Origin of the sequence: Streptomyces chengmaiensis (genome assembly GCF_029846775.1) — a bacterium.
GTDB lineage: Bacteria > Actinomycetota > Actinomycetes > Streptomycetales > Streptomycetaceae > Streptomyces > Streptomyces chengmaiensis.
Genome location: NZ_JARWBG010000002.1, coordinates 260,682 through 274,442 on the forward strand (window position 1 = coordinate 260,682; position 13,761 = coordinate 274,442).

The 13,761-nt window shown below is 73.1% G+C and carries 8 protein-coding genes; 6 read left to right on the forward strand and 2 right to left on the reverse strand.

Annotated features, from left to right (window positions below; translation table 11 throughout):
• Positions 1-71: 71 nt before the first annotated feature.
• From QCN29_RS03040 to QCN29_RS03065, 6 genes are all read left to right on the forward strand, one after another.
• Positions 72-695, forward strand: coding sequence for a hypothetical protein (locus QCN29_RS03040; RefSeq protein ID WP_279926067.1), 624 nt, complete (start codon positions 72-74; stop codon positions 693-695).
• A gap of 150 nt (positions 696-845) precedes the next feature.
• Positions 846-2,948 carry an SPFH domain-containing protein gene (locus tag QCN29_RS03045; RefSeq protein WP_279926069.1) on the forward strand — a complete coding sequence of 701 codons (2,103 nt, stop codon included), beginning with the start codon at positions 846-848 and terminating at the stop codon, positions 2,946-2,948.
• Between the two features lie 260 nt (positions 2,949-3,208).
• Positions 3,209-8,170, forward strand: a complete 4,962-nt coding sequence (locus QCN29_RS03050; protein WP_279926070.1) for a DNA repair ATPase — start codon at positions 3,209-3,211, stop codon at positions 8,168-8,170.
• A gap of 29 nt (positions 8,171-8,199) precedes the next feature.
• Positions 8,200-10,011 carry a S9 family peptidase gene (locus QCN29_RS03055; RefSeq protein ID WP_279926071.1) on the forward strand — a complete coding sequence of 604 codons (1,812 nt, stop codon included), beginning with the start codon at positions 8,200-8,202 and terminating at the stop codon, positions 10,009-10,011.
• Between the two features lie 105 nt (positions 10,012-10,116).
• The gene (locus QCN29_RS03060; protein WP_279926072.1) at positions 10,117-10,869 is read left to right on the forward strand and encodes an SURF1 family protein; all 753 of its coding nucleotides are present in this window, start codon (positions 10,117-10,119) and stop codon (positions 10,867-10,869) included.
• Positions 10,866-11,576 carry a histone deacetylase gene (locus tag QCN29_RS03065; protein ID WP_398859099.1) on the forward strand — a complete coding sequence of 237 codons (711 nt, stop codon included), beginning with the start codon at positions 10,866-10,868 and terminating at the stop codon, positions 11,574-11,576. Before QCN29_RS03060 ends, QCN29_RS03065 begins: the two co-directional genes overlap by 4 nt.
• Here the strand turns inward: QCN29_RS03065 and QCN29_RS03070 are convergent.
• Entirely contained in the window at positions 11,570-12,859 is a 1,290-nt protein-coding gene (locus tag QCN29_RS03070; protein WP_279926073.1) for a hypothetical protein, read from the reverse strand. The genes QCN29_RS03065 and QCN29_RS03070 overlap by 7 nt on opposite strands.
• Positions 12,856-13,557, reverse strand: coding sequence for a SigE family RNA polymerase sigma factor (locus tag QCN29_RS03075; protein ID WP_398859100.1), 702 nt, complete (start codon positions 13,555-13,557; stop codon positions 12,856-12,858). The genes QCN29_RS03070 and QCN29_RS03075 overlap by 4 nt, the downstream gene beginning before the upstream one ends.
• Positions 13,558-13,761 lie beyond the last annotated feature (204 nt).

Here is a 13,761-nt window from a genome sequence, read left to right on the forward strand (position 1 = left end):
TCGGCAACGGCCTCACCACGGCCTGATGGCTGAAATCCCATCGGGTGACGCACCGGAAGAAGGAGAGTGACATGAACGAGTTCCTGTCGGCCTCCTTCGCCTTCCCCACCATCCTGTTCAGCGCGGCGCTGGTCGTCGTCGCCGGCTTCTGGCTGCTGGTGCTGCTCGGAGCCGCCGAGCACGACGCCTTCGACGGCGACGTGGGCTCGGGCCCCGCGGCCGGACTCGCCGGAGTCCCGGTCGCCGTGGCGGCGTCCCTCCTGATCCTGACCGGCTGGTTCGTCAGCCTCGCAGGCGCCGTGCCGCTGCGCCGCTCCGGGCTCACCGGAGGCGCCTACGCCGCGCTCGCCTGCGGACTGCTCATCGCCGCGGCGCTCGCCGCCTGGGTGGTCACCCGGGGGCTGCTGCACCCGCTGGCAAAGCTCTTCCCCGACGAACGTGCACCTTCGCGCCAGGACTTCATCGGTCTGACCTGCACCATCCGCACCGGACGGGTGGATACGGCGTTCGGCCAGGCAGAGGTCGCCGCCGAGGACGGCGCCACCGCCCTCGTACAGGTCAGACTGGCCGAACACGATCTGCGCAAGGACCCCACGGGGCTCACCGCAGGGTCCACCGGGCTGCTCTACGCGTACGACGAGGACGGCGAGTTCTTCTGGGTCGCGCCGTACGGCTCCCTCGAGTCCGCCGCCTGAGGCGGCCGAGGCACACAGACCAGCACGGGTCCTCAACGCCGTCAGAGTCTGCAAGACCCTCAAAACCCTCAAACCCGGTGCCGGAAGCAGGCGCCGGCGACCGGACCCCCGTCCCCCCTCAAGCTCTCCGCTCACCACCGAGGATTCCTCATGGATGCCATCTCCTGGGGCGTCGGCGTGCTCGTCGCCGTCGTCCTGCTCATCGCCTTCTGTCTGCTGCTGGTGGTCACCCGCCTCTTCCGCAAGGTCGAGCAGGGCAAGGCGCTCATCGTCTCCAAGATGCGCAAGGTCGACGTCACCTTCACCGGCCAGATCGTGCTGCCCGTCCTGCACAAGGCCGAGGTCATGGACATCTCGGTGAAGACCATCGACATCTCGCGGACCGGCCGCGACGGGCTGATCTGCCGCGACAACATCCGCGCCGACATCCGGATCTCCTTCTTCGTCCGGGTCAACAAGACCGTCGAGGACGTCATCCGGGTCGCCCAGGCCATCGGCACGGCCCGCGCCAGCGACAAGGCCACGCTGCAGGAGCTGTTCAACGCCAAGTTCTCCGAGGCGCTGAAGACCGTCGGCAAGCAGATGGACTTCACCGACCTCTACACCAAGCGCGATGAGCTGCGGGACCGCATCATCGAGGTCATCGGCACCGATCTGAACGGCTACAGCCTCGAAGACGCGGCGATCGACTACCTGGAGCAGACCCCGGTCGGCCAGCTCGACGGCAACAACATCCTGGACGCCCAGGGCATCCGGAAGATCACCGAGCTGACCGCCGCCGAACACGTCCGCACCAACGAGTTCCGGCAGACCGAGCAGAAGGAGATCACCCGGCAGAACGTCGACGCCCGCGAGGCCATCCTGGAGCTGGAGCGCCGGCAGACGGACGCGGAGATCAAGCAGAAGCGGGAGATCGACACCCTGCGGGCCCGCGAGGAGGCCGAGACCGCCCGGGTGGTCGAGGAGGAGCGGCTGCGCGCCCAGAGCGCCTTCCTCAAGACCGAGGAGCAGCTCGGCGTCCAGCGCGAGAACCAGACGCGCGAGGTCGAGGTCGCCGCGAAGAACCGCGAGCGCGTCATCGCCATCGAGAACGAGCGGATCGAGAAGGACCGCCTGCTCGAAGTCATCGCACGCGACCGGGAGACGGAACTCACCCGGATCTCCGCGGAGAAGGAGGTCGAGGCGGAGCGCCGCGAGATCGCGGAGGTCATCCGGGAGCGGGTCGCGGTGGACCGCACGGTCGCCGAGCAGGAGGAGTCCATCAAGAAGCTGCGCGCCGTCGAGGAGGCCGAGCGCGAGCGCCAGGCCGTCATCATCGCGGCCGAGGCGGAAGCCCAGGAGAAGCTGGTCAAGGACATCAAGGCGGCGGAGGCGGCCGAGCAGGCCGCGGTGCACCGGGCGGCCGAGGAGGTCACCCTCGCCGAGGCCCGGGTGAAGTCCGCGGACCTCGACGCCCAGGCCAAGCTGCGCCTCGCCGAGGGCATCCAGGCGGAGGCGGCCGCGGCCGGCCTCGCGGCGGTGCAGGTGCGTGAGAAGGAGGCCGACGCGATCGAGAAGGCCGGGCGCGCGGAGGCGGAGGCCGCCCAGGCGCGGCTGCTCGCCGAGGCCGAGGGCGTACGGGCCAAGGGGGCGGCGGAGGCTGCCGCGGTCGCCGAGAAGCTGAAGGCCGAGGCCGCGGGCCTCACCGAGAAGGCGGCGGCCATGGCCGCACTGGACGAGGCCTCGCGCGGACACGAGGAGTACCGGCTGCGCCTGGAGGCCGAGAAGGACATCCGGCTGGCCGGCCTGGAGGCACAGCGGCAGATCGCCGAGGCGCAGGCGTCGGTGGTCGCGGCGGGCCTGGAGAGCGCGGACATCTCCATCGTGGGCGGCGAGTCCGTCTTCTTCGACCGGCTGATGTCGTCGATCTCGCTCGGCAAGAGCGTGGACGGCTTCGTGCAGAACTCCGAGACCGCGCAGACGCTCGGCAAGCCGTGGCTGGACGGCTCCGCGGACTTCACCGCGGACCTGACGCGGGTGCTGGGGTCCGTGTCCACGGGGGACGTGCAGAACCTGACCGTGTCCGCGCTGCTGATGCGGCTGATGAAGTCCGGCGGCGCGGCCGGTCAGCTCGGCGGGCAGCTCCGTCAGCTGCTGGAGGCGGCCGACCGCCTCGGACTCGCGGACATGCCGGTCGCCGAGCTTGCCGCCCAGGGCGGCGGCGACGGCGGAACGGACTCCCCGGCGGATCTGAACGGCAGGGTTCAGGTCTGATGCCGGGGGCCGGGGCCCGGCCCCCGCAACGGGGGTGGGGCCGGGCCCCGGCGACGAGGGAAGGGGCGGGTTCTGTTCCCCGGTCCCGCCCCTTCCCGTAACGGCGGCGGAGCCCCCTTTACGGGGGCTCCACCCCCGTAAAGCCGCTCCTCAAACGCCGGAGGGGCTGGAATGTCCGGCCCGTCCGGGGGCAACCCCCGTGGGGGTGCCTTAGTGCCTTTCACACCGTTCGACCGACTCGCAGGAAGCGACCGTCAACCATGACCACCACGCAGACCACACCGCAGCTCGACGCGGGCACGTACGAGGTGCTGCGCGAGCGGCTCGGGGCGCAGGCCGCGGAGTTGGCGCGGCGGGCGGAAGAGCTCAACGCGCGGCGTGTCGAGACGTTCGGCTCGATGGAGCTGAAGCTGGCCGGCACCGAGCGGATCCGCACCGAGAACAACTGCGTGCCCCGCGACATCGTGTCCGTCGGCGAGGACCGCCTCCTCTTCGGCTACAACGTCTTCCTCGGCCTGAAGCCGCAGACGTCCGTCGACGACGTCTTCGCCCTGCACGACGCCGAGCTGAACCGGCTGCCCGACGACGCGGTTCCCGGACTGCTCGACGACCCGGCCTTCCTCCGCGAGTTCGATGCCCTGTACCGCTACTACCGGCAGGCGCATCTGCTCCAGCTGCGCCGTGTGGACGGCAAGCTGCTCGCCGTGTTCCAGACCGGCGAGAAGGCCGGCGACATCCGTGTGCTGCGCTGGGCGATCGGCCCGGCCGGTGAGGCCGAGTTCCTGGACGCGCGCGGCGAGCGCGACCATGTCTTCCCGCCGTCCCATGACTTCGAGTGGACCGCGGCCACCCGCGACGACCACATCCTGGGTCGCCACCCGCACATCTCCATCGGCGGGGAGCTGTTCGTGGAGACGGTCGGCGGCACCCTCACCGTCAAGGTCGAGGACAACACCGAGACCGGCGAGGGCATCTACTCCGAGCCGGTCGACGAGCCGTTGCAGTCCCTCGGCGACGCCGACGTCGCCCACGCGCGCGTGGGCCCGCTGGTGCTGCTGCGCATCCGCCCGTACAAGGAGGAGGCCCACCGCCACCTCGTCTACAACACCGCTGCCAAGACCGTCGTGCGCCTCGACGGCATCGGAGAGGCGTGCCGCAGGCTCCCCGAGGACCAGGGCATCATCTTCCCCGGCGGCTACTACCTGGCGGCCACCGCCACGGCCCGCACCTTCGACCTCGACGCGGAACTGCTCGCCTCCCTGGAGTTCGAGCGGACGGTGCGCTCCCCCAACGGCGAGGACGTGCTGTACGCGTTCCACGCGCGCGTGGAGGGCCGCAGCCTGCTCCTGCCGTACAACGTCATCCGCAAGGAGGTCGCCGCCCCGCTGACCTGCCACGGCTACGCGGTCTTCGAGGACGGCACGCTTCTGGTGCTGCGCGCCGACGCCGACGAGCCCGCGCGCGTGCACCCGCTGCAGCGCTGGCTCTCCCCGTACGTCTCCGACACCTATGCCGCCGCACGCCCCACGGGCGAGGGCCCGCTGGCCCGGATCGGCAACGCCGACCTCGTGCGCGGCATCTCCGACTGCCTCTCCCTCGCGCGTTCCGTCGCCGAGACCACCCCGGCGACCGGCGTGTACCAGGCGCTGCTGACCGCCTGCACCCGCGCCTTCGACGCCTACCACTGGCTCGGCGACGCCGAGACGGGCGATCTGCGCACCCCGCTCGCCGAGATGCGGGCGACGGCCGAGCAGGTGCTGGCAGAGTTCGAGACGGTCCAGACGCTGACCGCGCGGGCCGCCGAGGCGCTGGACGGCTGCGCCGGGCGGATCGCCGCGCTGGTGCGCCGGATGCGCGGCGAGGCCCCGCGCGGCGCGGCCGGCTGGGTCGCCGGGCTGACCGAACTCCGCCACGCCCAAGGCGAACTGCTCACCCTCAAGGAGATGCGGTACGCGGACACCGGCCGTATCGACGCGCTGTCCGCGGACGCGGACGCCGACATCGCGTCGTTCGCGCAGCGCGCGGTTGCGTTCCTCAGCCGTGAGGACGCCTTCGACGACTACCACGGGGACGTGGCGGCGCTGGCCGAGCGGGCGGGCGCGATCGGCACGGTCGCCGAGGCGGCCCCGGTCGCCGACGAGTTGGACGGGCAGGCCGGAGCGCTGCGCACGGTCACCGACGTGGTGGCCGGTCTGGACATCGGCGACGCCGTGGTGCGCACCGCCATCCTGGAGCGGATCGCCGAGGTCCTCGGCGGCGTCAACCGGGCGCGGGCCGTGCTGGACGGCCGCCGCCGGGAGCTGCTCGACAGCGAGGGACGGGCGGAGTTCGCAGCCGAACTGGCCCTGCTGGGCCAGTCGGCGGCGGGCGCGCTGGCCGCCGCCGACACCCCGGAGGCGAGCGACGAGCAGCTGTCCGCGCTGCTGCTCCAGCTGGAGAACCTGGAGTCCCGGTTCGCCGAGCACGACGGCTTCCTGGCCGAGCTGGACGCCCGCCGCACCGAGCTGTACGAGGCGTTCTCGGCGCGCAAGCAGACGCTGCAGGACGCCCGTGCCCGGCGCGCGGAGCGGCTCGCGGAGTCGGCCGTGCGCGTGCTGGAGACCATCGGCAGGCGGGCCGCCGCACTGGACGGCGCCGAGGCGGTCAGCGCGTACTTCGCCTCCGACCCGATGGTCGCCAAGGTCCGCCGCACCGCGGAGGAGCTGCATGAACTGGGCGACGGCGTAAGGGCGGAGGAGCTGGCCGGCCGGCTGACGGCGGCCCGGCAGGAGGCGGCGCGTGCGCTGCGCGACCGCGCCGACCTGTACGCCGACGGCGGCGCGTCCCTCCTCCTGGGCCGCCACCGCTTCGCGGTGAACACGCAGCCGTTCGACCTGACGCTGGTGCCGCACGGCGACGACGGCCTCGCCTTCGCGCTGACGGGCACGGACTACCGGTCGCCCGTCGACGACCCGGCGTTCGCGGACACCCGCCCGTACTGGAACCAGTCCCTGCCGTCGGAGAACGCGGACGTCTACCGCGCCGAACACCTGGCGGCCCGCCTGCTGGCCGAGCACGGCGCACAGCAGCTCGCCGCGACCGGCGACCTGGCCGCCCTCGTACGCGAGGCGGCCCAGTCCGCCTACGACGAGGGCTATGAGCGCGGCGTCCACGACCACGACGCGACGCTGATCCTGAGCGCGCTGCTGCGGCTGACCCGGACCGCGGGCGCTCTGCGCTACCCGCCGGCCGTACGGGCCGCCGCCCAGCTGTTCTGGTCCCACGGCGCGGACGAGGCCCGACGGGAGGACTTCACCCGCCGCGCGGTCTCGATGGCGCGTGCCCGCGAGACCTTCGGCCTCGCCCCGGCGATCGACGCGCTGCGCGGGGAGCTGGCGGAGGCGGTCGGCCGCGCGGCGCGGACGGAGGCCGACGCCGCGCTGTGCGCCGAGTACCTCTTCGAGGAGCTGACGACCGGCCCCGAGGGTTTCGTCACGGCCGCGTCCGCGCGCTCGCTGCTGGCGGGGTTCCGCCGGGCCGCGGGGACCCCCGCGTACGAGAAGGACCTCGACGGACTCGACGGACTCGACGCCCGCCGCCAGCTGGTGGAGAACTGGCTCTCCGCGTACACCGCGGCCCGGGGCGGCGAGGGGGAGGACGACCTTCCCGAAGCCGTCGCCGTCGAGCTCTGTCCGGACCTCGTCCGCTATGAGTCGGACGCCCCGCTGACCGAGACCGTCGAGGGCCTCCTCGGCAGCCACCCGAGGATCGGGCAGGGCGGCCGGCTGACCGTCCGGCTCGATGAACTGCTGTCCCGCACCCGGTACTTCCGCGAGCGGGTCACGCCCGGCTTCCGCGCCTACCAGCAGCGCCGCACCGCGCTGGCCGCCGCCGAGCGGGAGCGGCTGCGGCTGGACGAGCACCGCCCACGGGTGATGTCGGCTTTCGTGCGCAACCGGCTCATCGACGAGGTGTATCTGCCGCTGATCGGCGACAACCTGGCCAAGCAGCTCGGCACGGCGGGAGAGTCCAGGCGCACCGACAGCAACGGTCTGCTGCTGCTCGTCTCGCCGCCCGGCTACGGCAAGACGACGCTGATGGAGTACGTGGCCGACCGCCTCGGCCTCGTCCTGGTCAAGGTCAACGGCCCGGCCCTGGGCCACCGCGTCACCTCCCTCGACCCGGTCGAGGCCCCGAACGCCACCGCACGCCAGGAGATCGAGAAGGTCAACTTCGCCCTGGAGGCGGGCAACAACGTCCTGCTGTACCTGGACGACATCCAGCACACCTCGCCGGAGCTGCTGCAGAAGTTCATCTCGCTGTGCGACGCGCAGCGCCGGATGGAGGGCGTGTGGAACGGAGCGAGCCGCACCTACGACCTGCGCGGCAAGCGCTTCGCCGTGTGCATGGCCGGCAACCCGTACACCGAGTCCGGACAGCGCTTCCGCATCCCCGACATGCTCGCCAACCGCGCCGACGTGTGGAACCTGGGCGAGGTGCTCACCGGCAAGGAGGACGTCTTCGCGCTGAGCTTCGTCGAGAACGCGCTGACCGCCAACCCGGTCCTCGCGCCGCTGGCCGGACGCGACCGCGCGGATCTGGATCTGCTGGTGCGCCTCGCCTCCGACGACCCTGCGGCGCAGCGGGACCGGCTGGTCCATCCGTACCCGCCCGCCGAGCTGGAGCGCGTCCTGGCCGTGCTGCGGCGTCTGCTCACCGCCCGGCGCACGGTCCTCGCCGTCAACGAGGCGTATATCGCCTCCGCCGCACAGAGCGAAGCGACCCGCACCGAGCCGCCGTTCCAGCTCCAGGGCTCGTACCGCAATATGAACAAGATCGCGGAGCGCATCAGCCCGGTGATGAACGAGGCCGAGCTGTCCGCCGTCGTCGACGACCACTACACAGGCGAGGCGCAGACCCTCACCAGCGGCGCGGAGGCCAATCTCCTCAAGCTGGCGGAGCTGCGCGGCTCGCTCACGCCGGAGCGGGCGGCGCGCTGGGCGGAGCTCAAGGCGCTCTATGTGCGCGCCCGTGCCCTCGGCGGGGCGGAGGACGACCCGATGGCGCGCGCCGTGGCCGCGCTGGGGCTGCTGGCGGACCGGGTGGCCGCGGTCGAGTCCGCGATCGTGCGGGCGGCGGACCCGCGCCATCTGCTCGCGAGCCCGCCGAACGGCCGGCATGCCCGGCCTGCCGTGACGGAGCGGCCTGAGCAGCGGCCCTGCGGGGGCCCGGGGGAGCACTGACTGCTCTGATCGGGTTTCGATCGGGTTACATGGGGGGCATGAGCGATGCCATGACCCTCCCCATGCCCGACTGGGAGAAGCGATTCCGCGCCCCCCGTGTCTCCCTGCCCGAGTGGGCCGAGGACGCGCCCGACCGTTCCCTCTTCGTGTCGAACGCGACCGGGACGTACGAGCTGTACGCCTGGGACCGGGCCGCCGGTGAGCAGCGCCAGGTCACCGACCGCCCCAACGGCACCACGGACGGCGTGCTGTCCCCGGACGGCGAGTGGGTCTGGTGGTTCTCGGACACCGATGGGGACGAGTTCGGGCTGTGGATGCGCCAGCCCTTCGGCGGCGGGGAGGATGTGCCCGCCGCCCCGGGGCTCGCGCCGTCCTACCCCGCGGGGCTGGCGGTAGGGCGCGACGGCCTCGCCGTGATCGGGCGCTCCACGGACGAGGACGGGACGACCGTCCACGTCGTACGGGAAGGTGCGGAGCCGGTCGAGATCTACCGCCACCGGGAGTCGGCGGGGGTCGGCGACCTCTCGCACGACGGCACGCTCGTCGCGCTCGAGCACACCGAGCACGGGGACGCGATGCACTCCGCGATCCGGGTGGTCACGCTCGAAGGCTCGCTCGTCGCGGAGCTCGACGACACCGAGGGCGGCGCCAGGGAGCTGGGCCTCGAGGTGCTCGGGTTCGCCCCCGTCGCCGGGGACGCCCGGCTGCTGATCGCGCACCAGCGGCGCGGCCGCTGGGAGCCGGTGATCTGGGACGTCGCCGCCGGCCGGGAGACCGCGCTGACGATCGACCTGCCCGGCGATGTGAGCGCCGAGTGGTACGCCGACGGCTCCGCGCTGCTGATCGGCCACAGCTTCGAGGCCCGCGGCGAGCTGTGGCGCTACGACCTGGGCGACCACTCCCTGACCCGCATCGAGACGCCCAGGGGCTCGGTGTCGGGTGCGACGGCCCGTCCCGACGGGGCGGTCGAGTATCTGTGGTCGTCGGCCGCGCAGCCGCCGGCCGTGCGCTCCGCCGCGGGCGGTGTGGTGCTCGACCCGCCGGGCGGCAAGGCGCCCGCGTCCGTGCCGGTCGAGGACGTCTGGGTGGACGGCCCCGGCGGCCGTATCCACGCCCTTGTGCAGCGCCCGGCCGATGCGCCCGAGGGCCGTCCGCTGCCGACCGTCTTCGAGATCCACGGCGGCCCGACCTGGCACGACAGCGACTCCTTCGCCGCCGGGCCCGCGGCCTGGATCGACCACGGGTACGCGGTCGTACGGGTCAACTACCGCGGCTCGACGGGTTACGGGCGCGAGTGGACCGACGCCCTGAAGCACCGGGTCGGGCTGATCGAGCTGGAGGACATCGCGGCGGTGCGCGCCTGGGCGGTCTCCTCCGGACTCGCCGACCCGGCGCGGCTCATCCTCTCGGGCGGCTCGTGGGGCGGCTACCTCACCCTTCTCGGCCTGGGCACCCAGCCCGACGACTGGGCGGTGGGCCTGGCCGCGGTGCCGGTCGCCGACTACGTCACGGCGTACCACGACGAGATGGAGGCGCTGAAGGCCATGGACCGCACGCTCTTCGGCGGCACCCCCGAGGAGGTCCCCGAGCGGTTCCGCGTCTCCTCCCCCCTGACGTACGTCGACGAGGTCCGCGCCCCCGTCTATGTCTCCGCGGGCGTCAACGACCCCCGCTGCCCGATCCGCCAGGTCGAGAACTACGTCGACCGGCTGGCGGCGCGGGGGGCGGTGCACGAGGTGTACCGCTATGAGGCGGGCCATGGGTCGCTGGTCGTGGAAGAGCGGATCAAGCAGGTGACCAAGGAGATCGACTTCGCGGAGCGGCACCTGGGGCGACGGTAGGTTCTCCGGCCCCCCTCCGGCGGGGCCCGGGCCACAAGCCCCGGACCCCGCCGGGCCCGCCACCCCAGCGGGGCCCGGCCCGGGTCCGTTCCGTACCGTGGAGGCGTGTACCGGTTCCTGCTGACGCCCCGCTGGTGGGGGATCAACGTCTTCGTCGCGCTGGCGATCCCCTTCTGCATCTTCATGGGCTCCTGGCAGCTCGGGAAGTTCGAGGACCGCGTCGACACCCACCGGGAGGCCGGGCGGAAGACCGCGGACGCCTCCGCGGTCAAGGCCGTTCCGGTCGACACCCTGCTGCCGGTGGACAAGGAGACGTCCGGGCGGGCGGCGACGGCGACCGGGCGGTACGGCGAGCAGTTCACGGTGCCGGGACGGGAGCTTGACGGGGAGCGCGGCAGCTATGTGCTGACGCTGCTGAAGACCGACGGCGGCAGGTCGCTGCCGGTGGTGCGCGGCTGGCTCGCCGACGGGGAGCGGGCCCCGGCCGCCCCGTCCGGCGAGGTGACGGTCACGGGCGCGTTGCAGGCTTCGGAGACCGTCGGCACGGACGGCGTGCACACGGCGGGCGGGCTGCCTCCCGGCCGGCTCGGCATGATCAGCGCGGCGTCGCTGGTGAATCTGGTCCCGGACGACGTGTACGACGCCTGGATCACGCTCACCTCCGCCGACCCGGGTCTGAAGCCGGTCCCGGCCGCCGCCCCCGAGGGCAGCGGACTGGATCTGAAGGCCTTCCAGAACCTGGGCTACACGGGCGAGTGGTTCGTCTTCGCGGGCTTCGTGCTCTTCATGTGGTTCCGGCTGCTCCGCCGGGACGCGGAGGCGGCCAGGGACCGGGAACTGGGTCTGGAGCCGGCATGACCGGCGACGCGGGCGGCGTCATCACCCCGCTCGGGCGGACCTCGGCTCTGCCGGAGCGGCCGCCGGACCGCGTCTGGTACGCGGCGTACGGCTCCAACATGGATCTGGGCCGCCTGATGCACTACATCGCCGGCGGCACTCCCCCCGGCGGCGCCCGCGCCTGCCCCGGCTGCCGTGACCCGCGTCCCCCGGAGCGTTCCATGGCGGTGGTGCTGCCCGGCGGCCTGTACTTCGCCACGGAGTCGGCGGTGTGGACCGGCGGCCGGGCGTTCTACGACCCCGGCGAGCCGGGCGGGACGCCCGCCCGCGCGCATCTGCTGACGGCGGCCCAGTTCTCGGACATCGCCGCGCAGGAGATGTACCGGACGCCCGGCGCGGACCTCGATCTGACGGAGGTGCTGACGCACGGGCGCGCACGGCTCGGTCCCGGCCGGTACGAGACCCTGGTGTGCCCGGGTCTGCTGGAGGGCCTGCCCGTGGTGACCTTCACGGCCCCGTGGGGGCGCGCCGATGTGCCGGGGAACCCGCCCTCGGCCCCGTATCTGCGGCATCTGGCCGCGGGGCTGATGCAGGCGCACGGCTGGAGCGCCGCGCGTGCCGCCGGCTATCTGGCCGGCTGCGCCGGGGCCCGGGGGACGTGGACCCCCGAGGCGGTCCTCGCACTGCTTCGGGCACCGGGCGGCCCTGCCGACTCCTCCGGCTACTGAGCGGGCAGCACGCCCGTGTGATAGATCGTGCCCGAGCAGGCGTTGGGCACGGTCGCCTGTGCCGTCGGCGCGCCGGCCTCCGGGGTGTGGGTGACGGTGACGCTCCCTTCCTGGGGAGCGCCGTCCTCCCTGGTGAGCTGCGGCTCGACGCCGTCGGCGGTCTCCGCCGTCTGGCCGGACATCTCCGACGCCGACGTGGTGGTGGTCGACGTCGTCGTGTCGCCGCCGCCCGCGCCGGAGGTGCTGCCCGCGGTGCCCGAGCCGCTGGTGGAGCCCCCGCCCGTCGGGGTGGGGTCGGGCGCCGGCTCGCTCTGCTTGGGGCAGGTGTCCGCGGGGACCCAGGCGAACTGCACCTCGTAGGCGTCCTCGGGCTTCAGCCGGAGCGTGCCGGGCTCCTGTGCGGGGTCCGGCAGGCCGGTCGCCGCATCGCCCGCCACATGCGCGACGACGTCGACCTTCGCCGGGTCGGCCGCGCCGGCCGTCTGGAAGGCGATGGCGCCCGGGGTGCTGACGGTGCACTCGGCGTCGGAGACATTGGCGATGCGGAACGTGCCGTACACCGTGCCTTCGGCGTCCGGCGCGGCCGCCTGGGCCGCGGCGACGCCGAGCTGGGCGGCCTGGCACGCCGGGGAGGGGGAGGACGCCGTGCCGGGAGGGGCGACCGGCGCCCCGGTCGCGCCGTCCGTGCTGCCCGCGGTCTGCTCCTCGCCGGGCGCCTGGGACGGGGCCCTGTGGTTCCGCCCGCTTCCGCCGCTGTCCGCCGCGGACTCCTGGCCGTCGGTCTCTCCGCCGGTTTCGCCGGAGGTCTCGGCGCCGATGCCGCCCTGCGCCTGCTCGCCGTGCCCTGCGTTGACCGCCCGGGTGTCCTCGCCGCCGGAGGCGCCCGCCGCGTGGACGAACGCGGGCACCGCGGCGCCCACCAGCAGCGCGGCGGCGGCCACGCCCACCAGCGCCTGCCGCCTGCGGGCGCGCCGCGCGGGCACCGCCCGCCTCAGCTGGTCGAGGGCGCCCTCGACCGGCTGGATGTCCTGTACCGCACCGTGCAGCAGCCGGCGCAGCGCCAGCTCGTCGGCCCCGAGGCCGTCGCCGTCCAAGTCGCTCACATGCCCCTCGCTCGCATGCTGATCCGACCCCTTGTCGCTGTTTCCGTTGCTCATCGGTCCGTCCGGCCCGAAGAGCCCGAACCGCTGACCGTCTGATCCCTCACGGCCGTCGTGGGTGTCGTGACCGTCGTGGTCGTCGTATTCGTCGTAGCCGTCCCGGCGGCTGTGGTGCCCGTTCACGCCGTGGCCTCCATGGCGACGCGCAGCGCCGCGATGCCCCGTGATCCGTACGCCTTCACGGAGCCCAGGGATATGCCCAGCGTCTGGGCGACCTGAGCCTCGGTCATATCGGCGAAGTACCGGAGCACCAGCACCTCGCGCTGACGTCGCTGCAGCCCGCGCATCGCCTTGATCAGCGCGTCCCTCTCCAACTGCTCGTACGCCCCTTCCTCCGCGCTCGCCATGTCGGGCATGGGCTTGGAGAGCAGCTTCAGGCCGAGTATGCGGCGGCGCAGTGCGGACCGGGAGAGGTTCACCACGGTCTGGCGCAGATAGGCCAGCGTCTTCTCCGGGTCCCGGACGCGGTTGCGGGCCGAGTGGACGCGGATGAACGCCTCCTGGACGACGTCCTCGCAGGAGGCGGTGTCGTCGAGCAGCAGGGCCGCAAGGCCGAGCAGTGAACGGTAGTGGGCGCGATAGGTCTCGGTGAGGTGGTCGACGGTGGTGCCCGCAGCCATGGCGTCGTCAGCGCCCCCGCGCTGCGACGGCAGCTGGGCGGCGGTGCGGGAGGTCCGGGCGATCGGCATCGGGGCGATCACCGGCATGCCGCAGGGCGGCCGCGGTCTGCGCGGCTGCGGGGCCGCCGGGACGCGCCGCGGCCCGGCGCCGCGCATGCCGCGCGCCGGAAGCACCCTGGTGAACTCGAGAACCTCTGCCACGCTGGTTGGACACGCTTCCCCCCGTCAGGGTTGTACGCGTACGCCACCGTTTTCGACGGTGCTGTGCATGTGTTCATGCGTACTCGCTCATCCCCAATGACCCGTTCGTTCGCGGCACTGCACAGACGCGACCGCAAAGACGTCGCCCGGCCAACTGCCGGTTGCAGCAAGGGAACGCCAGTTGACCTGTGGGACCCGCGGGAC